Below are 19,407 nucleotides of genomic sequence, written 5' to 3'. Positions count from 1 at the left end.
GTCCCGTCAGTGGCCTGACGAGGACGCCTTTGTCCGATCCCGTTCTCTCGGGAAACCCGTCTTCGTCGTTGAAGGCCGGGTTTTATGTCTGTTGCCAGGAGCAATGCAGCGCCTGTGCCAAGTTGCTTGGGCCCCGTATTTTCGGGGTGTTCAGGCAATCCCGTGCAGATTCGGGCCAGGTCCTGCACCGAATTGACGCATCCTGCCCCGTTTCGAGACCTGCCTGACTACGCTGTGGTCCTGCAGCCGCTGTCGAGCTTGCGAGGCTGCGACAAGGCCCGCAGGGCCTTACGACAACTGGGCAGCGCTGTCGTTGTGGAATTTCTGCGCCCGCTACGCAGTCGTGCGCAGCCTGCGGCAACGGCGACACGCGGTGGGCTGGTGGTCGGGGCGCAAACATCAGCCTCCCAGCAGTAGCCACAGCAACACCAGGTTGAGCGCCAGCGCCCCCAGGGCCAGGCCACGCCACACTTTCAGCGGCTCTCGCTCCAGCAACGGTCGAGGCCTGTGGCTCAGGCTGCGGCGTTCACCTTGCTCCAGTATCAGCAGCCATTGCTCGGCGGTCTCGTAGCGGTGCTGCGGATTGGCACAGACCCCGCGTTCCAGGCTCTCTTCCAGCCATTGCGGCAGGTCTGGGCGGTAGCGTCCAGGGCTGGTCGGCACGCCGAAGCGGGGACGCTGGAAGGCCTCGATCTCGCCATGGGGGTAGTGCCCGGTGAGCAGGTAGTACAGGCAGACACCCACGGCATACAGGTCCTGTCGAGGGTCGGGAGGCTCGCCGTCGAAGGCTTCCGGGGCGATGAAGCTCGGGGTGCCTGGCAGCAGGTGCTGCGGGTCCACCGTCAGCCCGGGACAGTAGGCCAGCCCAAAGTCCAGGATGCGCAGTTCGCCATCCTCACCCAGTAGCAGGTTCTCCGGCTTGAGGTCCCGGTGCACGATCTGCCGCCGGTGCAGCAAACCAGTCGCCCGCAGCAGGCGCTCGGCCAGGCCCTGCCACTGGTCCAGGGGCAGGGGGCCGTGCTGCTGGAACAGCTGTGCCAGGGTCCGCCCGGGATACTCGCGCATCAGGTAATACAGGTACTGGCGCGAGCTGCCACCGTGGACCTGGGGAAAGTGACGCCCGGCGACGCGGCGCAGCAGCCACTCCTCGGCCAACAAGGCCTGGCAAGCTGGTAGATCGTCGTGCAGGGCCGCAGGCAGGGTCTTGAGCAGCCAGGCCTGTTGTTGCTCGTCGCGAACGCGATACAGCAGCGATTGGCGGCTCTGGCCCAGCTGCGCCTCGACCTGCCAGCCCTCGAACGGCTGGCCTGGCTTCAGTGGCGGTGGCAGGGGCCATTGGCGCAGGTGCAGCAGGGCATCGCCAATGCTGCTCTCGCCCAGGGCATCGACCCTGACCAGCAGGGCGCTGGCGTTGTCCTGGCTGCCGGCCAGATGGGCAGCGCTGACCAGGGTCCGGGTGGCGCTCTGCGGGTCCGGCTGGTCACGCAGGATGGCCGCGATGGCGGTGTCGCCCAGAGTGGCCCAGACGCCGTCGCTGAGCAGCAGGAAGCTTTCGCCCTGGCGCAACTCGCCATCGAGGAAATCCAGCACCAGGTGCTGGTCCAGCCCCAGGGCCCGTTTGAGGACGTGCTGCATGCCCGGCTGCTCCCAGACATGGTCCTCGCTGATGCGCTGCAAACGCTGTTGATGCCAGCGATAGACCCGGCAGTCACCGACATGGGCCAGGGTGAAACGCTGGCCACGCAGCACCAGTGCACTGAGGGTGGTGAGCAGTGGTTGCCCCCCGCCGTTGGCCTGCAGCCAGCGGTTCTGGGCGCTCAACAGGCGCTCCAACGCCTCCGCCACGCCCCAGGTTTCCGGGGTGGCGTAATAGTCCAGGGCCAGCGCCTGCAAGCTGGAGCGGGCCGCCAGGCCGCCGTCGGCACATTGGCTGACGCCATCGGCAATGGCGAACAGCAGGCCCTTGCTCGCGGCCAGGTTCGGTTCCGGAGTCACCCGGCGCAGGGCATCCTGGTTTTCCGTGCGCGGGCCGGTGGCGGTAGCCTGGGCGTGGCTCAGTTGCAGGGCCATACTCGCCTCAGACCCGGGCTGCGGTCACGGCCGCCGAGCCCCAGGTGGTTCTCCAGCGACGCTTGACCCCGTGCAGGCCGAACCAGGCCAGCAACCCCAGGCTGGCGAACAACCACAGCGCCAGCTGGTAGCTGCCGGTGCTCTGCTTGATCGCCCCCATGCCCGCCGCCAGGGCAAAACCGCCAATGCCGCCGGCCATGCCGATCAACCCGGTCATCACGCCGATTTCTCGCCGGAAGCGTTGCGGCACCAGCTGGAAGACCGCGCCATTGCCCGCGCCCAGGCCGAGCATGGTGCAAACGAACAGTGCCAGGGCAGCGTACGAACTGGGCAGGTTGAAACCGACGGCGGTGATGCACAGCGCCGCCACGCTGTACATCGCAAGCAAGGTGCGGATGCCGCCGAAGCGGTCGGCCAGGGCGCCACCCAGGGGACGCATCAGGCTGCCGCCGAAGACGCAGGCCGCCGTGTAGTAGCCGGCGGTCACCGGGCTCAGTCCGTACTGGTCATTGAAGTAACCGGGCAAGGCGCTGGCCAGGCCGATGAAGCCGCCGAAAGTGACGCTGTAGAAGAACATGAACCACCAGCTGTCGCGGTCACCCAGGGCCTTGAAGTAATCGCCCATGGACTTGGCCCGGGGGCGATCGGGGGCGTTCTGCGCCAGCCAGGCGAACAGCACCAGGGTCACCAGCAGCGGGATCAGGGCAAAACCGAACACATTGCTCCAGCCGAAGGCTGCTGCCAGCGCCGGTGCAAGCAGTGCGGCGAACACCGTGCCGGAGTTGCCCGCGCCGGCGATGCCCATGGCCTTGCCCTGATGCTGCGGCGGATACCACTGCGACGCCAGGGGCAGGGCCACCGCGAAGGAGGCGCCGGCCATGCCCAGGAACACTCCCAGCAGCAAGGCCTGCTGATAGCTGTGGATACCCAGCTGCCAGGCGCCCAGCAGGGCCCCGATGACGATCACCTGGCCGATCAGGCCGGCCGTCTTGGGCGACAGGCGATCGGCCAGCAGGCCCATGATGAAGCGCAATACGGCGCCGGCCAGGATCGGCGTGGCCACCATCAAGCCGCGCTGCTGGGTGGTCAGTTGCAGGTCGCCGGCAATCTGCACTGCCAGCGGGCCCAGCAGGTACCAGACCATGAAGCTCAGGTCGAAATATAAAAAGGCCGCGAACAGGGTCGGGGTGTGGCCGGATTTCCAGAAGCTTGAATTCATCGCGCACCTCAGCTGACAGCAATCGGGGGAGGGGTCATGGGGCTTGCGGTGGGGCGACACGTCGGCCGCACCACCGGCCCCGTGCAGTGGGGCCAGAACGAAAAGACGCCGGCACCCGGTTCGCGAAGGGCGAGCAGGGTACGCGACGTCTTTGTCGTGGGTGGGGCAACCGCCGTTGGTTACCGATGCTTATCCGATAGCAAGAGCCGGGCCAATCGCCGCCAGGGCCGGGGTCAGCCCAGCAGTTCCTGCATGGCGATGATTTGCTCCGCCACCTGGATCAGCTTCTGCTGCCGGCTCATGGCCTGGCGGCGCATCAGGGTATAGGCCTGCTCCTCGCCGCAGTCCTTCATCTTCATCAGCAGGCCCTTGGCCAGTTCGATGCGCTTGCGCTCCGCCAGTTGCTGGTCCCGCGCCTGCAACTGGGCGCGCAGGGCCTGGTCGCTTTCGAAGCGGGCCATGGCGACGTCGAGGATTGGCTGCAGGCGCTGGACCTGGATGCCTTCGACGATATAGGCGCTGACCCCGGACTTGATTGCCTGGCGCATGACGCTCGGGTCGTGCTCGTCGGTGAACATCACGATGGGTCGAGGCTGGTCGCGGCTGACCAGGACCACTTGCTCCATGACATCGCGGCTGGGCGACTCGGTATCGATCAGGATTACATCGGGGCGCACCGTTTCGACGCGTCCGGGCAGGTCGATGGTCAGGCCGGACTCATCGATCACTTCGAAGCCCGCCTCACTGAGGGCCGCCTTGAGCCGCCCGACTTTTTTTGCGGTGTCATTGATCAACAGGATTCGCAGCATGTTCGCAGGCTCCGCTCAGCGCTGGGCAACCAGGGCAGGGGTGTCGTTCAGGGCGTGCAGGTGGAAGCTGCGGGCATAGGCGGCCGGTTGCGTGCCGTCCCAGACCTTGCCGTCGATCAGCTGGCTGCTGCGCATGTCCGGCCCGGTAGCGATCCCCAGGGCACTGGCCGCTTCGCGGTAAAGCTGTACTTGCTGGACCTGGCGCGCCACGGCCAGGTAGTCCGGGTCCTCGCGCAGCAGGCCCCAGCGGCGGAACTGGGTCATGAACCACATCCCGTCGGACAAGTAAGGCTGGTTCGCCGCGCCATGGTTGTGAAAGCGCAGGGCGTGGGGGTCCTGCCAGCGATTGCCCAGGCCGTCGGCGTAGTCGCCCAGCAGCCGGGGTTCGATGCAGGCCAGGGGAGCGTCGAGGTAATCGCTGGCACTGAGCAACTGTGCGGTGCCGCGACGGTTTTGCGGGCTTTGCTCGATGAAGCGGCTGGCTTCGAGGGTGGCCATCACCAGGGCGCGGGCCGTGTTGGGGTACTGCTCGACAAAGGTGCGGGTGCAGCCCAGGACCTTCTCCGGATGATCCGGCCAGATTGCCTGGCTGGTGGCCAGGGTGAAGCCCAGATCCTGCTGTACCGCGCTGGCGCTCCAGGGTTCACCGACGCAGAAGCCGTCGATGCGCCCGGCCTGCAGATGGGCAACCATCTGTGGTGGAGGTACCACGACGCTGTCGACGTCTGCCAATGGGTGGATACCCTGGCTGGCCAGCCAGTAGTAGAGCCATAGGGCATGGGTGCCGGTGGGGAAGGTCTGGGCGAAGGTCAGGCGCGCCCGGCTTTGGTGCACGTGGCGATCCAGTGCTTCAGGGCTGGTCACCTCGAGCGCTTGCAGCTCCCGGGACAGGTTGATGCTCTGGCCGTTCTGGTTCAGCCCCATGAGTATCGCCATGTCGCAGGGGGCTGTGCCGCCGATGCCCAGGTGCACCCCGTAGACCAGGCCGTACGGGCTGTGGGCAGCGTCCAGCTGGCCACTCACCAGCTTGTCCCGCAGGCTGGCCCAGGAACTCTGGCGCTTGAGGTTCAAGGTCAGGCCGTGGGGCTGGGCGAATCCCTGGGTGGCCGCGACCACCAGGGAGGCGCAATCGGTCAGGGCCATGAAGCCCAGGTCCAGCTCGGGCTTTTCCGGGGCATCGCTACCGTTGACCCAGGCCAGTGGCAGGCGGGGGTGTTCTGTCATGGGGGCACCTTGCTTGAAGTGGCCTAGCCGCGCCGGTAATGCCGGGCGCAGACCAGAGCATTGTCCTTCGACCCGGGCCGCCGTTGGCCGCGGGGGAATGGCACGGCAGGTGCAAGGCATGTGCCAGCGCTGGTCGGATTTGCCGATGCGCCTCGCTTGCAAGCCCCGGGCCCGGCTATAATCGGCGCCCCATTTCGCCGTCCACCGAGTCCATCGCGCCCATGTATACCCTGGCCCGCCAGCTGCTGTTCAAACTCTCCCCGGAAACTTCCCACGATCTGTCCCTGGACCTGATCGGCGCGGGCGGGCGTCTGGGGCTCAACGGCCTGCTGTGCAAGGCCCCGGCGCACAAGCCGGTGACCGTCATGGGCCTGGAGTTCGCCAACCCGGTGGGGCTGGCCGCGGGCCTGGACAAGAACGGCGCGGCCATCGACGGTTTCGCCCAGCTGGGTTTCGGTTTCGTCGAGATCGGCACCGTCACGCCGCGTCCGCAGCCGGGCAACCCCAAGCCCCGAATCTTCCGCCTGCCCGAGGCCGAAGGGATCATCAACCGCATGGGTTTCAACAACCTGGGGGTCGACAACCTGCTGGCACGGGTCGCCGCGTCCAAGTACAAGGGCGTGCTGGGGATCAACATCGGCAAGAACTTCGATACCCCGGTGGAGCGGGCCGTGGATGACTACCTGATCTGCCTGGACAAGGTCTACGCCCAGGCCAGCTACGTCACGGTCAACGTCAGCTCCCCCAACACCCCGGGCCTGCGCAGCCTGCAATTCGGCGAGTCGCTCAAGCAACTGCTGGCGGCCCTGGGCCGGCGCCAGCAGGAACTGACCGCGATCCACGGCAGGCGCGTGCCGCTGGCGATCAAGGTCGCTCCCGATATGACTGATGAAGAAACCGTGGAGGTGGCCCGGGCACTGCTCGAGGCCGGCATGGACGCGGTGATCGCCACCAATACCACCCTCAGTCGTGAAGGCGTCGAAGGCCTGGAACATTGTGACGAGGCCGGTGGCCTGTCCGGTGCACCGGTGCGGGAAAAGAGTACCCACACGGTCAAGGTCCTGGCCTCCGAACTGGCCGGCCGCCTGCCGATCATCGCGGTAGGCGGTATCACCGAAGGCCGGCATGCGGCCGAGAAGATCGCCGCCGGCGCCAGCCTGGTGCAGCTGTATTCGGGTTTCATCTACAAGGGCCCGGCGCTGATCCGCGAATCGGTGGATGCCATCGCGGCCATGGGCTGACAGGCAGGCGGACGTGTGCGACGGCCATAAAAAAGGGCTCCTCGAAGGAGCCCCTGGGCCGAAGCCCGCCGCCCGGATGGGGCGCGCGTGGTTAAGTCATCATCTATTCAAGTTTTAGGTGTCGGAATGTGCCCTGATCAGCCGACAGCGCGAAGTTCGTTGAGTCTGTGTATACCCGCAGTGCCTGTCATACCGTCCCAGTTGTCGCCGCGTCCTTCTCGCCAGCCGTTGATCCAGGCTTGGCGTACCGACGGTAGAGTAAATGGGCAAAGCTCACGGGACTTGCCATTAACGCCATACTGATATCCGCGTAAAAATGCTTTTTCCAACGGATCACGCTTTAGTCTTCTCATAGGGTGTTTCCCTCACTTGTTGACTGTATATGTCCCGTCGACCTTCATTGAGGTCGGGCAGAATGCTTCTGCCGTTGGTGCTCGCTGCCGGCGTCGCGAGCTTCGATGTTGGCGTCATTGCGTCGCCAACCTGTGTTGAGTTCTAACCAATAGGTCACAGCAAGTGAATGATCGTTTTGTCATAAGGACGTAACGATAGTGCTATCCAGGCCATAAGCCAGAGCGGTTCCTTCGCCGGTTCTGCCTGGCAAAGCCTGCTGTAACAAGCCTCTGACTAGATGATGAGGTTAATGCTTTAGTGAGAATGTCGAGCGGTTGCACTCAACTACTATTCGACGAAGGGTCGACTTATGTCATTTTGTTGCCCTGACTTTTCATCTGTCCCGGACTCCAAGCTTTTTTGTCCTGCAAGAAAGCCTGCTTGCCGGGGTGGGACGGCACGGTTTCGTGCCACACGAGCGCTCTTGAAGAAAAGCGCTTGACTAAAAACCGGGCGGACAATGCGTTGTCCGTTCACTTATTTGCCTAAGGCCCTGGTATTCCCATGTCGGATCGTTACGAACTCTTCCTCACTTGCCCCAAAGGCCTCGAAGGCCTGCTGATCGAGGAAGCCGTCGGGCTTGGCCTTGAGCAAGCGCGTGAACACACCTCCGCCGTACGCGGCATGGCCGACATGGAGACGGCCTATCGGCTGTGCCTGTGGTCGCGCCTGGCCAACCGGGTATTGCTGGTACTCAAGCGTTTCCCGATGAAGAGCGCCGACGACCTCTATCACGGCGTGCTGGACGTCGACTGGCAGGACCACATGCTGGCAGACGGCACCCTGGCGGTGGAATTCAGCGGCCATGGTTCGGGCATCGACAACACCCATTTCGGCGCCTTGAAGGTCAAGGATGCCATCGTCGACAAACTGCGCACGCCCACCGGCGAGCGTCCGTCCATCGACAAGCTCAACCCGGACTTGCGCATCCATCTGCGCCTGGACCGCGGCGAAGCCATCCTCTCCCTGGACCTGTCCGGCCATAGCCTGCACCAGCGCGGTTATCGCCTGCAGCAGGGCGCCGCGCCGCTGAAGGAAAACCTCGCGGCGGCCATCCTGATCCGTTCCGGCTGGCCTCGCATCGCTGCCGACGGCGGCGCCCTGGCCGACCCGATGTGCGGGGTCGGGACCTTCCTGGTGGAGGCGGCGATGATCGCCGCGGATATCGCTCCCAACCTCAAGCGCGAACAATGGGGTTTCACCGCCTGGCTCGGGCATGTCCCGGCGCTGTGGCGCAAGCTGCACGAAGAGGCCCAGGCCCGGGCCCAGGCTGGCCTGGCCAAGCCGCCGCTGTGGATTCGCGGTTATGAAGCCGATCCGCGCCTGATCCAGCCGGGCCGCAACAACGTCGAGCGTGCCGGCCTGAGCGACTGGATCAAGATCTACCAGGGTGAAGTGGCGACGTTCGAGCCGCGCCCGGACCAGAACCAGAAAGGCCTGGTGATCTGCAACCCACCCTACGGCGAGCGCCTGGGTGACGAAGCCAGCCTGCTGTACCTCTACCAGAACCTCGGCGAGCGCCTGCGCCAGGCCTGCCTGAACTGGGAAGCAGCGGTCTTCACCGGTGCCCCGGACCTGGGCAAGCGCATGGGGATTCGCAGCCACAAGCAATACTCGTTCTGGAACGGCGCCTTGCCTTGCAAGCTGCTGCTGATCAAGGTGCTGCCCGACCAGTTCGTCACGGGCGAGCGCCGCAGCCCCGAGCAGCGTCAACTGGAGCGCGAACAGGCCCTGGCCGTGGTGGACGAGCCTCCAGTGCGCCAGTACAACAAGAATGGCAATCCGATCAAGCCGGCTCCGGCTCCGGCGCCGGTGGTCGAGCAGGCACGCCTGAGCGAGGGCGGGCAGATGTTCGCCAACCGCCTGCAGAAGAACCTCAAGCAACTGGGCAAGTGGGCCAGGCGTGAAGGTGTCGAGTGCTATCGGGTCTACGATGCCGACATGCCCGAGTACTCCCTGGCCATCGACCTCTATCAGGACTGGGTGCACGTTCAGGAATACGCGGCGCCCAAGTCGGTGGATCCTGAAAAGGCCCAGGCTCGCCTGTTCGATGCCCTGGCGGCGATTCCCCAGGCACTGAACGTCGACAAGAGCCGGGTGGTGATCAAGCGCCGCGAGCGCCAGAGCGGCACCCGCCAGTACGAACGCCAGAGTGCCCAGGGCCAGTTCACCGAAGTTCGCGAAGGCGGGATCAAACTGCTGGTGAACCTGACCGACTACCTGGATACCGGGCTGTTCCTCGACCACCGGCCGATGCGCATGCGCATCCAGAAGGAGGCGGCGGGCAAGCGCTTCCTCAACCTGTTCTGCTACACCGCGACCGCCAGTGTGCACGCGGCCAAGGGCGGAGCCCGCAGCACCACCAGCGTCGACCTGTCGAAAACCTACCTGGACTGGGCGCGTCGCAACTTCTCGCTCAATGGTTTTTCCGACAAGAACCGCCTGGAGCAGGGCGATGTGATGGCCTGGCTGGAGACCTGCCGCGATGAGTTCGACCTGATCTTCATCGACCCGCCGACCTTCTCCAACTCCAAGCGCATGGAAGGTGTGTTCGACGTGCAGCGTGACCAGGTGCAATTGCTCGACCTGGCCATGGCGCGCCTGGCGCCCGGCGGCGTGCTGTATTTCTCCAACAACTTCCGCAAGTTCCAGCTGGATGAAAACCTCGCCGCGCGATATCAGGTCGAGGAGATCACGGCGAGCACCATCGACCCGGACTTCGCCCGCAATGGCAAAATCCACCGCGCCTGGAAGATCAGCGTCCGCTGAAGGCTCGACAAGTCCCCGGGGCCTGATTTTTCAGGTCTCGGAGTGGCTTGATGCTGGTCAAATTAATGGCTAATGGCTATAACTCTCAGCACGTTCGAATGACACCCAAACTCGCTGGCGTGATGAGTTCTACTTATGCCGTTGCATGTGGTACGCCCGAAAATCCTGGGTTTCATCAGTGAAGAAGTTTCCGCCTGGCTGGTGGCCCTGTTGGTGCTGCTGGCGGGCGCTATCCTGACCGGGCTCCTGGCCTGGTCCACCTATAGCGTCAACAAGCAGCAACTGCGCCAGCGCTTCCAGTTGCTGGCCAGCGAGCGCTACAGCCGGATCGAGGAGCGCTTCCAGGACCAGGAGCAACGCCTGGATGGCCTGCGTCGATTCTTCGTCAACTCCGACCTGGTGACTCGCCAGGACTTCGATGGTTATGCCAAGCCTCTGTTGCGTCGTACCCAGGCCTATGCCTGGGCGCCGCTGATCAGTCGTGACCAGCGTCCGGCCTTCGAGCAGTCGGTACGGGACCAGGGCGTGGCGGGTTTTTCCATCCTGCAACTCAATACCGCCGGGCAGATGGAGCCGGCCGGCGAGCACGAGAGCTATGCCCCGGTGCTCTACAGCCAGACCCAGAGCCCCATGGGCTCGCCGCTTGGCTATGACCTGCTGGCCCACCCCCTGCGCCGGGCGACCCTGGAGCGCGCCGGGGCGCTGGACGGCATGGCGGTTTCACCACCGGTGCACCTGGTGGCGGTCGATCCGGCCTATGCCCGGGGCGTGGTGCTGGCCGCGCCGGTCCGGCGTGCGGCGCACAATGGCCAGGAGCAGTCGCGGCCCGACGGGTACGTGCTGGCGGTGATCAGCCTGCGGCAACTGGTGGCCGACGGGCTGCCGATGCCGGCCAGCGACAATCTCTCGGTGCGCATCCTCGACCTGTCCAGCGAGGGCCGGCATGAGGTGCTCTACGAGTCGAACAATCCGCCGATCAGCAGCCATCTGACCGCTAGCCGCCTGTTGCGCCTGGCAGATCGCGATTACCAGGTGGATATCCGCCCCGGCGCGGCCTTCCTGCAGGCCAATCATTCTTCCCTGAACAGCCTGGTGATCCTCGGCGGCCTGCTCAGCCTGTTGCTCAGTGCGTTGCTTTATGTACTGGTGAGCCAGCGGCAGCGGGCCCTGACCCTGGTGGAGCAGCGCACCGCCGAGTTGCGCAGCCGCGAGCACGAGCTGCGCGGCACCCACAGCCAGCTGCGTAGCGTGCTCAATGCCGCGACCCAGGTGGCAATCATCGCCACCGACTTGCGAGGGGTGATTACCACCTTCAATGCCGGGGCCGAGCAGATGCTCGGCTATAGCAACAGTGAAGTCGTGGGCCTGCTGACCCTCGAAAGCCTGCACCTGCCCGAGGAACTCGAGAGCTGGGCCCAGAGCCTCAGCCAGCGCTACGGCAAGCCGATCCCGGTGTCCCAGGCGATGCTGGTGGAAGAGGGCATGGTGGGCGGTCATGAAACCCGGGAGTGGACCCTGGTACGTCGCGATGGCAGCCATCTGCCGGTGAACATGCTGGCAACCCCGGTGCTGGACGACCAGGGCTTGTGGATCGGCCACCTGGCGATCTGCATCGACATCACCGAGCGCAAGCGAGTGCACGAGGCCCTGGCAGCCCGTGATCGGCTGCTCAAGCGACTCAGTGCCCACGTTCCAGGCGGGATCTATCAGTTCAAGCTGGATGCCGAGGGGCACTCCAGCTTCACCTATGCCAGCGATGGCATCCGCGAGGTCTACGAGATCGATCCGCAGCAATTGCAACAGGATGCAGCGCCAGCGTTCGAGCGCATTCATCCCGAAGATGTGGAACGGGTGAGGGAGTCGATAGCGCTGTCGGCACAAGATCTGAGCCCGTGGCGCGAGGAGTACCGGGTCTGCCTGCCGGAGCGCGGTCTGCGCTGGATGCGTGGCGCCGCGAGCCCGGAAAGCCTGCCCGGTGGCGGGGTATTGTGGCACGGCTATATCTCGGACATCTCCGACCTCAAGCGGGTCGAGGAGGAACTGCGCGCCCTATCGGTCACCGACGCCCTGACCGGGATTCACAACCGACGGTATTTCCAGGAACAGTTGCAGCATGAAATGCAGCGCCTGGAGCGCAGCGGCGGGGAGATGGCGGTGATCATGCTGGACATCGACCACTTCAAGCGGATCAACGATCAGTACGGCCATGCCGTGGGCGATCAGGTGCTGCGTGGCGTATGCGAGCGCATCGGTCGACGCCTGCGACGTACCGATGTGTTCTGCCGCCTGGGGGGCGAGGAATTCATGATCCTGTGTCCCGGCACCAGCGGCCGACAGGCGCTGATCCTGGCCCAGGAACTGTGGCAGGGCCTGCGCAGTGCGTCGATCGAGCAGGTAGGGATTGTCACCGCCAGTTTCGGCATTGCCAGCTGGCGTGAGGGCGAAGGGGCGGATGGCTTGTTGCTGCGGGCCGATTCGGGCGTCTATGCGGCCAAGCAGGCCGGGCGCGATCGGGTAGAGCCCGAGCAGGCTTGAGCACGAACGGTGGCGTGTCGTGACGCCACCGTTCGTGCCGGGCTTACAGCGCCGAGGCGCTGTTGGCCAGCTTGGGCTGGCGGTACAGGTCCAGCAGGACCTGGTCCAATACGGAGGACGCGCCGAAGGGTTGTGGATCGTTGAGAATCGCCACCACTGCCCAGGTATTGCCGTTGTCGTCGCGGCTGTAGCCGGCGATGGCACGGACCGTGTTCAAGGTGCCGGTCTTGATGTGGGCTTCACCGGACATGGCCGTGCGCTTGAGGCGCTTGCGCATAGTGCCGTCCATGCCGGCGATCGGCATCGAACTGATGAACTCGGCGGCGTACGGGCTTTTCCAGGCGGCCTGCAACAGGCCGGCCATCTCCCGGGCGCTGACGCGCTCGGCACGCGACAGCCCTGAACCGTTCTCCATCACCAGGTGCGGCGAGGTGATGCCTTTTTTCGCCAGCCACTGGCGGACCACGCGTTGCGCTGCCTTGGCGTCGTCGCCGTCGGCTTCGTTGCGGTACTTGGCGCCCAGGCTCAGAAACAGCTGCTGGGCCATGGTGTTGTTACTGTACTTGTTGATGTCGCGGATGATCTCCGCCAGGTCCGGCGAGAACGCCCGGGCCAGGACCTTGGCATCCTTGGGCACCACGGCGAGGCGATCCTTGCCCTGGATGCTGCCGCCCAGTTCGCTCCAGATCGCCCGTACCGCACCGGCGGTGTAGGTGGCGTGGTCCAGCAGCGACAGGTAGGTCTGTGAGCTGCAGCCATCGCCCAACTGGCCGCCGACGGTGACGACCACGCTGCCATCGGCCTGGGTCACCGGGTTGTAGCGCACATCGCCCGTGCACTGCTTGCCGTTGATGGCCTTGACCTGGTTGTCGATGCGGATCTTGGCAATGGGGGGTTCCACCGAGACCAGGACGCGTCCGGAATCGTTGCGGGCGACAAAACGCAGGGCCTTGAGGTTGACCATCAGCGAGTCAGGCTTGACCAGGAACGGCTTGTTCTCGTCGTTGCCATCGTCATTGAACTCCGGCAGTTGCGGTTGCACGAAGAAGTTGCGGTCCAGTACCAGGTCGCCCGTGACCTGCTGTACGCCATTGGCCCGCAGGTCGCGCATCAGCAGCCAGAGCTTCTCCATGTTCAGCTTGGGATCGCCGCCGCCCTTGAGGTACAGGTTGCCGTTGAGGATGCCGCCGCTGAGGGTGCCGTCGGTATAGAACTCGGTCTTCCACTGGTGGGTCGGTCCCAGCATTTCCAGGGCCGCGTAGGTGGTCACCAGCTTCATGGTGGAGGCCGGGTTGACCGAGACATCGGCGTTGAAGATGGTCGGGGTGCCGGGACCGTTGAGGGGCAGCATCACCAGGGACAAGGCATTGTTCTGCAGCTTGGCGGCCTTGAGGGCTTGCTGGACCTTGGGGGTCAGGGTGGTGTTGATCGGGGCGGCGGAGGCCTGGAATGCCAGGGGCAGGAAGACACTGGCGAGCAAAAGAGGACGCAACGATTTGATCATAGGAAATGGAACCCTGCAGTCGAGGGGGAAAAAGGTGAGGGGTGCAAGCGAAAATCCCTCAGTGGTCATGAAAGTGTCGGCATTATGCCCCAAGGTATAGCGGCTTGTGCCGTGCCACGGTCGGCCACGGGGGTATTTTTTTTGCCAATGGCTGACCGGTGTCCTCATAGAGTCAGGCAATCACCTGGCTAAACTGGTAAAGTGCCGCCCGTTATTACTTATGAGGATTGTTCCATGGCCACTAACCGTTCCCGCCGTCTGCGCAAAAAACTCTGCGTAGATGAATTCCAGGAGCTGGGTTTTGAGCTGAACCTGGATTTCAAAGAAGATCTGTCCGACGAAGCCATTGACGCTTTCCTCGACGCATTCCTCAAAGAAGCGATGGAAGCCAACGGTCTGGGTTACGTGGGCGGTGACGACTTCGGCCTGGTTTGCCTGAGCAAGCGCGGTTCCGTCAGCGAAGGGCAGCGTGCAACCGTTGAAGCCTGGCTCAAGGCTCGCACCGAGCTGACCAGCGTCGAAGTCAGCCCGCTGCTGGACGTGTGGTACCCGGACAACGCGATCAACCCGACCGCGTGATGTCATGCATGGACGACCCGTCCGGGTCGTCCACGCGTTGTTGCCTCAGGGCAACCTGTCTATTTTTTCCTCCTGTTGATTGTTGTTCCTGCCTCGGGCTTGTCCCGGGTTTTGCCGTGGCCGGCGCAACGGTTCAGGCGCTGCGCCAGTTGAGGATCATCAGGGTCAGCACGCCGGCGACAATGCCCCAGAATGCCGAGCCCACCGAGAACAGGGTCAACCCGGATGCGGTGACCATGAAGGTGATCAGCGCGGCCTCGCGCTCCTTGCTCTCGCTCATGGCAATGGTCAGGCCATTGATGATCGAGCCGAACAGCGCCAGCGCCGCGATGGACAGCACCAGTTCCTTGGGCAGGGCGGCGAACAGCGCGGCGAGGGTGGCTCCGAAGGTCCCGGCGATGCCGTAGAAAATCCCGCACCATACGGCCGCGGTGTAGCGCTTGCCGTGGTCCTCATGGGCATGGGGACCGGTGCAGATCGCTGCGCTGATGGCCGCCAGGTTGATGCCGTGGGAACCGAAGGGCGCCAGCAGCAACGAGCCCAGCCCGGTGGCGGTGATCAGCGGCGAGGCGGGCACGTTGTAGCCATCGGCCCGCAGCACGGCGACCCCGGGCATGTTTTGCGAGGTCATGGCGACCACGAACAGCGGGATGCCAATGCTGATGGTGGCTGCCAGGGAAAACTGCGGAGTGGTCCAGACCGGTGTCGCCACTTCCAGCTTGAAGCCGCTGAAGTCCAGCAGGCCCATCATTCCCGAGAGGGCGGTGCCAATCAGCAGGGCCGCCAGGACCGCATAACGGGGTGACAGGCGCTTGACCACCAGGTAGGTGAAGAACATGCCCAGCACCAGGGCGGTGCGATGCTGGGCGGCGACGAAGATCTCGCTGCCGATCTTGAACAGGATTCCCGCCAGCAGCGCTGCGGCCAGGGAGGCCGGGATCTTTTTCACCAGGCGCTCGAAGCTGCCGGTAAGCCCGCAGACGATGACCAGCACCGCGCAGGTGATGTAGGCGCCGATCGCCTCGCCGTAGGTCACTCCGCCCAGGCTGGTGATCAGCAGCGCGGCACCCGGGGTCGACCAGGCGATGGTGATGGGGGTGCGATAGCGCAAGGACAGGCCGATGCTGCAGATCGCCATGCCGATGGACAGGGCCCAGATCCACGAGGAGATCTGGCCGCTGCTCAGGCCGGCGGCCTGGCCGGCCTGGAACATCAGCACCAGGGAGCTGGTGTAGCCAGTCATCATGGCGATAAAACCGGCAACGATGGCCGAGGGTGAAGTGTCGGCCAGGGGGCGCAACCGCGCGGGAGTGGCATCGGACATTGCGGGGATTCCTTGTTCTTGAAAAACGCGACGGACTCGGCCGCCCCATGGCGCGAGCCGCACAGGGGCAATGCAATGGCGAAGGGTCCAGGAGGCAAGCCTAAACGTAAACGACGCAGGGCATTGCCATACAGCCGGGCCTGCAAACAGCCGTACAGTCGGGGGACAGTGGGGGGACACGCACACTTTTTACTGATCAGTTCCAAGGGTTGTGTACAATGTTCACCTGTTTTAACGCGATACTTGCCAGCGACCCACCGTGGCGTATTAAAGTCACGCTGAAATCGCCGCAGTCCTCCCGACCCGAGTGCCCATGAACGAACAGTTGCAACCCCTGAAGAAACAACCGCGAGCCGGCAAGGCCGGTCGCAGCGGAACCCAGGACGATATCGTCTACGCGCATATCTTCGAGGCCATTCTCGAGCAGCGCCTGGCGCCCGGCACCAAGTTGAGCGAAGAGGCTCTGGGGGAGATTTTCGGGGTCAGCCGTACCATCATCCGTCGTGCCCTGTCGCGCCTGGCTCATGAAGGCGTGGTCCTGCTGCGTCCCAACCGGGGCGCGGTGGTGGCCAGCCCGAGTGTCGAGGAGGCGCGCCAGGTATTCCTCGCCCGACGTCTGGTGGAGCGGGCCATCACCGAGCTGGCGGTGCAGCACGCATCGGCGGAGCAGTTGCTGGAGTTGCGGCAGATGGTCAACGAAGAGCGCGACAGCTTTTCCCGTGGAGACCGTGGCGCCGGCATCCGCCTCTCCGGGGAATTCCACCTGAAGCTGGCGGAGGCGGCCAGGAATGCTCCGCTGATCAGCTTCCAGCGCAGCCTGGTGTCCCAGACTTCGCTGATCATTGCCCAGTACGAAAGCGGCAACCGTTCCCATTGCTCCTACGACGAGCACACCCAGCTGATCGATGCCATCGAGGCTCGGGACGCCGAGCTGGCGGTGAACCTGATGATGCATCACATGGATCACATCGACAGCAAGCTCAATCTCGACGAGGAAAGTGCCTCGGACGACCTGCACGCCGTGTTCTCGCACCTGCTGCAGACCAGGAAGCCGGGCCGCTCGAGCGCCAAGTTGTAAGGCGGCGTCACGCACGGCCAATCCCCCGTTCCATGGTCCATGGTGCGGGGGATTTTTGTTTGGCGCCCGGACTGCTATGTGATGGGTAAATTGTTTCGGTTTTTTATATTTATTGTATACAGTCGTGCCTTCAAGGCTCTCCATCGGCCCTTGGCTCGCTCGGATGGCCTTTCGTCCTGCCCAGGGAGTCCAAGGCATGAGCGGCAGAAGCCTGCGTATCCATTCCAGTGCAATCCACTACTTCGACATGGTGCGGCGCTGCCGCTCGATCCGTGAAGCGGCCCGGCGATTGAATGTCGCGTCCTCGGCGGTGAACCGCCAGGTGCTCAAGATCGAAGATGAAATCGGTGCACCGTTGTTCGAGCGCTTGCCCGGTGGCTTGCGCCTGACCCTGGCCGGGGAGGCGTTCAGTCGCCATGTCAGCCTGGTGCTGCACGACCTGGAGCGAATGCGCCTGGAGCTCGATGCCCTGCGTGGGCTCAAGAGTGGCCACGTGGAAATCGCCACGGTGGAAGGTGCCACTGCCGGCCTGCTGCCCGTGGTGCTCAAGCGCATGCGCGAGCTCTATCCCCAGGTGACCATCGGTGTCACGGTGCAGGGTTCGCAAGCGATTCCCCAGGCGCTGGTCAACAACCAGGCTGACCTGGGCCTGGCGTTCGCCTTGCCCAGGGCGCCGGAGATCCGGCAACTGAGTGTCGGTCATTTTCGCCTGGGGGCGCTGGTCAGTCCCGAACATCCCCTGGCCGATCGCGGCAGTGTCAACTTCGCCACCTGCGCCGAGCACGGCTTGATCCTGGCCAAGAGCGAGCTGTCGATCCACCACTTGCTGGCGCCCCTGCACAAGCGCCTGGGCCTGCTGGACAAGCCACCGTTGCAGAGCAACTCCATGGAACTGGCCCGGCAGATGGCCCGCCATGGCCTGGGCGTGGCTTTCCAGACCCGGGTCGGGATCGAGGAAGACCTGGACAAGGGAGAGTTGGTGCATGTTCCGTTGAGCGACCAGGGCGGTATCTACAGTGACCTGGGGCTCTACGCCCGCACCGGTCGGGACTTGCCCGGGGCGGTGGAGGCACTGGCGCACTTGCTTGATGAAGAGATCGGTGTTCGCCAGCGCGTCGAGCGCACTGCCTCCCAGCCGATGCTCTGACTCAGGCGTTGGCGGCAGGTGCTGCCATTTCGGCAGCGCACCGGGCGATATTCTGTGCTTTGGGCCCCGTGGCGCTTGTGTCGATACTGCGCCGGTCGGCAGCCAGCGAAGCTGCCATCAGCCACAGGACATAATAAAAATGAAAAAGGCACTACAAGGCGCGACCCTGCTGATGACCTTGATCGGAGCGCAACAAGCGTCCGCCCTGGAATGGATGAACAACAGCGTCGGCTTTCGCTACGGCAAGGCATTCACCACTCCCAACAACCCGCATTCCATCAGCAAGCGCATCTACAGCTTCACCCACGCCAGCGGCTACCAGTACGGCAGCAACTACCTGCACCTGGACGTGCTGCTCTCCGACAACGACGATCCGCGCAAAGGCACCCACAAGGGCAGCAGCGAGGTCTACGGGGTCTATCGCCACCAGCTGTTCGCTTCCCGAGTGCTGGATACCCCCCTGGGTACTGGCCTGATCAAGGACTACGCCCTGACCCTGGGGTTCGATGCCAGTCGCAACAACAACCTGGGGTCGGCGAAGAAGCGTGCCCTGGTGTTCGGCCCGACCCTGAAGTTCAACACCGTCGGCGTGCTCGACCTGAGCCTGTTGTACTACAAGGAAAACAACCATTCGGGGATCCCGGGGGCGAAGGACCCGGACCACACCTTCGATGATACCTACCTGCTCAACCTCGCCTGGATGCGGCCGTTCGAGGTCGGCAGCCATGCCGCGAAGTTCCAGGGGTTCGTCAACTACACCGGGGAAAAGGGCCATGACTACAACGACCGCGACACGGCCCCGGAAACCCTGATGCGCACCTCGCTGATGGTTGCCGTGCTGCCGGGCAAGAACGTCAAGCCCAACCTCTATCTCGGCGTCGGCTACGAGTACTGGCATAACAAGTTCGGCGTCGATGGCGGCCGTGGTACTCGTACATCAGCGCCAACCCTGAACCTGGAAGTGACCTTCTAGCAAGCCCGGTACCCCTGGAACCGCGGTCCCGGGGGCTCAGTCGCCATCGCCGGCCAGGGCCTCACCGGTGCTTCACTCGTCGTCTTGCGGGTCGGGCTTGAGGTCGGCCAGCAGCGCCTCGAAGCGAGGGGCGAGAATCTCCGGCTGGCTACCGTCGTCGTGTCGCCACAGGCGCACCTCGGGGCCCAGGCTCGGATCGATGATGAGCTGGTCGCCGCTGCCGTCCCCGGCGATGGCGATCACCTGCCTGCCCAGTTCTTCAGAAGGCCACTCGGAAGCCACGGCGATGCTGTAGCAGTCATTTGCATCGCTTTGCAGGGCCAGGTAGTGAAAGGCCTCGATGGCGAACTCGGCATCGTCGCTTTCAAAGAAGTTCAGCGTGGGCGCGCCGCCATTGACGGTGCGCAGGAACTTCACATAGTCCTCGGGCAGCGTGACGCCGTGCCTGGCCTGGAATTCGGCGATTTCATCCAGGCTCGGGACGGGCCGTTCGATGACGCAGTTCTGGTAGTAGATGCCCAGCTCGGATAGCTCTCTCATGT

The 19,407-nt window shown here is 64.2% G+C and carries 15 protein-coding genes; 7 read left to right on the top strand and 8 right to left on the bottom strand.

From position 1 onward, the window contains the following. Positions 1–399: 399 nt before the first annotated feature. The 4 genes from LGQ10_RS09620 to LGQ10_RS09605 form a co-directional block, all read right to left on the bottom strand. Positions 400–2,070 (bottom strand): bifunctional protein-serine/threonine kinase/phosphatase, encoded by a 1,671-nt coding sequence (locus LGQ10_RS09620; protein WP_226525414.1) that lies wholly within the window; start codon positions 2,068–2,070, stop codon positions 400–402. 7 nt (positions 2,071–2,077) lie between these two features. Next, positions 2,078–3,289, bottom strand: a complete 1,212-nt coding sequence (locus LGQ10_RS09615) for a nitrate/nitrite transporter (RefSeq protein WP_226525413.1) — start codon at positions 3,287–3,289, stop codon at positions 2,078–2,080. Positions 3,290–3,522: 233 nt separating this feature from the next. Continuing rightward, positions 3,523–4,098, bottom strand: a complete 576-nt coding sequence (locus LGQ10_RS09610) for an ANTAR domain-containing response regulator (protein ID WP_058433973.1) — start codon at positions 4,096–4,098, stop codon at positions 3,523–3,525. A 15-nt stretch (positions 4,099–4,113) separates the two neighbouring features. Next, on the bottom strand, positions 4,114–5,322 hold the full coding sequence (locus LGQ10_RS09605) for a CmpA/NrtA family ABC transporter substrate-binding protein (RefSeq protein ID WP_226525412.1): 1,209 nt from the start codon (positions 5,320–5,322) through the stop codon (positions 4,114–4,116). 221 nt (positions 5,323–5,543) lie between these two features. Here LGQ10_RS09605 and LGQ10_RS09600 point away from each other — a divergent pair, with 221 nt between their 5' ends. Continuing rightward, positions 5,544–6,563, top strand: a complete 1,020-nt coding sequence (locus tag LGQ10_RS09600) for a quinone-dependent dihydroorotate dehydrogenase (RefSeq protein ID WP_058433971.1) — start codon at positions 5,544–5,546, stop codon at positions 6,561–6,563. A 137-nt stretch (positions 6,564–6,700) separates the two neighbouring features. Here the strand turns inward: LGQ10_RS09600 and rmf are convergent, their stop codons facing one another. After that, on the bottom strand, positions 6,701–6,916 hold the full coding sequence (gene rmf, locus LGQ10_RS09595; protein ID WP_015634760.1) for a ribosome modulation factor: 216 nt from the start codon (positions 6,914–6,916) through the stop codon (positions 6,701–6,703). A 544-nt stretch (positions 6,917–7,460) separates the two neighbouring features. On the opposite strand from rmf, the gene rlmKL reads away from it, so the two are divergent. Beyond that, a complete protein-coding gene (rlmKL, locus tag LGQ10_RS09590; protein ID WP_226525411.1) occupies positions 7,461–9,725 on the top strand; it encodes a bifunctional 23S rRNA (guanine(2069)-N(7))-methyltransferase RlmK/23S rRNA (guanine(2445)-N(2))-methyltransferase RlmL in 2,265 nt (754 codons plus the stop codon). A 135-nt stretch (positions 9,726–9,860) separates the two neighbouring features. Continuing rightward, positions 9,861–12,260, top strand: a complete 2,400-nt coding sequence (locus tag LGQ10_RS09585) for a diguanylate cyclase (protein ID WP_058433970.1) — start codon at positions 9,861–9,863, stop codon at positions 12,258–12,260. 43 nt (positions 12,261–12,303) lie between these two features. Here the strand turns inward: LGQ10_RS09585 and dacB are convergent, their stop codons facing one another. Beyond that, positions 12,304–13,764, bottom strand: a complete 1,461-nt coding sequence (gene dacB, locus LGQ10_RS09580) for a D-alanyl-D-alanine carboxypeptidase/D-alanyl-D-alanine-endopeptidase (RefSeq protein ID WP_226525410.1) — start codon at positions 13,762–13,764, stop codon at positions 12,304–12,306. A gap of 234 nt (positions 13,765–13,998) precedes the next feature. Between dacB and LGQ10_RS09575 the strand changes: the two genes are divergently transcribed. After that, a complete protein-coding gene (locus LGQ10_RS09575) occupies positions 13,999–14,343 on the top strand; it encodes a YggL family protein (RefSeq protein WP_226525409.1) in 345 nt (114 codons plus the stop codon). Positions 14,344–14,476: 133 nt separating this feature from the next. On the opposite strand, the gene LGQ10_RS09570 is transcribed toward LGQ10_RS09575, so the two are convergent. Continuing rightward, positions 14,477–15,667, bottom strand: coding sequence for a benzoate/H(+) symporter BenE family transporter (locus LGQ10_RS09570; RefSeq protein WP_058433967.1), 1,191 nt, complete (start codon positions 15,665–15,667; stop codon positions 14,477–14,479). 313 nt (positions 15,668–15,980) lie between these two features. On the opposite strand from LGQ10_RS09570, the gene LGQ10_RS09565 reads away from it, so the two are divergent. The 3 genes from LGQ10_RS09565 to LGQ10_RS09555 all read left to right on the top strand — a co-directional run bounded on the left by LGQ10_RS09565 (position 15,981) and on the right by LGQ10_RS09555 (position 18,865). Further along, a complete protein-coding gene (locus LGQ10_RS09565) occupies positions 15,981–16,745 on the top strand; it encodes a GntR family transcriptional regulator (RefSeq protein WP_226525408.1) in 765 nt (254 codons plus the stop codon). A 196-nt stretch (positions 16,746–16,941) separates the two neighbouring features. After that, positions 16,942–17,892: a LysR family transcriptional regulator gene (locus LGQ10_RS09560; RefSeq protein ID WP_226525407.1), complete on the top strand. Its 951-nt coding sequence runs from the start codon at positions 16,942–16,944 to the stop codon at positions 17,890–17,892. Positions 17,893–18,031: 139 nt separating this feature from the next. Then, complete coding sequence (locus tag LGQ10_RS09555; RefSeq protein WP_058437479.1) at positions 18,032–18,865, top strand: hypothetical protein; 834 nt, start codon at positions 18,032–18,034, stop codon at positions 18,863–18,865. 72 nt (positions 18,866–18,937) lie between these two features. On the opposite strand, the gene LGQ10_RS09550 is transcribed toward LGQ10_RS09555, so the two are convergent. Next, entirely contained in the window at positions 18,938–19,405 is a 468-nt protein-coding gene (locus LGQ10_RS09550) for an SMI1/KNR4 family protein (protein WP_226525406.1), read from the bottom strand. Between the last annotated feature and the right edge of the window lie 2 nt (positions 19,406–19,407).

This window comes from Pseudomonas sp. L5B5, assembly GCF_020520285.1.
GTDB lineage: Bacteria > Pseudomonadota > Gammaproteobacteria > Pseudomonadales > Pseudomonadaceae > Aquipseudomonas.
The sequence above is the reverse complement of the archived record's forward strand: the minus strand, read 5'-3'. Positions and strand labels throughout refer to the sequence as shown.

Coding starts and splice junctions, on each gene's coding strand:
- LGQ10_RS09620 (WP_226525414.1), bottom strand. CDS start 2,070: ATGGCCCTGCAACTGAGCCACGCCCAGGCTACCGCCACCGGCCCGCGC.
- LGQ10_RS09615 (WP_226525413.1), bottom strand. CDS start 3,289: ATGAATTCAAGCTTCTGGAAATCCGGCCACACCCCGACCCTGTTCGCG.
- LGQ10_RS09610 (WP_058433973.1), bottom strand. CDS start 4,098: ATGCTGCGAATCCTGTTGATCAATGACACCGCAAAAAAAGTCGGGCGG.
- LGQ10_RS09605 (WP_226525412.1), bottom strand. CDS start 5,322: ATGACAGAACACCCCCGCCTGCCACTGGCCTGGGTCAACGGTAGCGAT.
- LGQ10_RS09600 (WP_058433971.1), top strand. CDS start 5,544: ATGTATACCCTGGCCCGCCAGCTGCTGTTCAAACTCTCCCCGGAAACT.
- rmf (WP_015634760.1), bottom strand. CDS start 6,916: ATGAGAAGACTAAAGCGTGATCCGTTGGAAAAAGCATTTTTACGCGGA.
- rlmKL (WP_226525411.1), top strand. CDS start 7,461: ATGTCGGATCGTTACGAACTCTTCCTCACTTGCCCCAAAGGCCTCGAA.
- LGQ10_RS09585 (WP_058433970.1), top strand. CDS start 9,861: ATGCCGTTGCATGTGGTACGCCCGAAAATCCTGGGTTTCATCAGTGAA.
- dacB (WP_226525410.1), bottom strand. CDS start 13,764: ATGATCAAATCGTTGCGTCCTCTTTTGCTCGCCAGTGTCTTCCTGCCC.
- LGQ10_RS09575 (WP_226525409.1), top strand. CDS start 13,999: ATGGCCACTAACCGTTCCCGCCGTCTGCGCAAAAAACTCTGCGTAGAT.
- LGQ10_RS09570 (WP_058433967.1), bottom strand. CDS start 15,667: ATGTCCGATGCCACTCCCGCGCGGTTGCGCCCCCTGGCCGACACTTCA.
- LGQ10_RS09565 (WP_226525408.1), top strand. CDS start 15,981: ATGAACGAACAGTTGCAACCCCTGAAGAAACAACCGCGAGCCGGCAAG.
- LGQ10_RS09560 (WP_226525407.1), top strand. CDS start 16,942: ATGAGCGGCAGAAGCCTGCGTATCCATTCCAGTGCAATCCACTACTTC.
- LGQ10_RS09555 (WP_058437479.1), top strand. CDS start 18,032: ATGAAAAAGGCACTACAAGGCGCGACCCTGCTGATGACCTTGATCGGA.
- LGQ10_RS09550 (WP_226525406.1), bottom strand. CDS start 19,405: ATGAGAGAGCTATCCGAGCTGGGCATCTACTACCAGAACTGCGTCATC.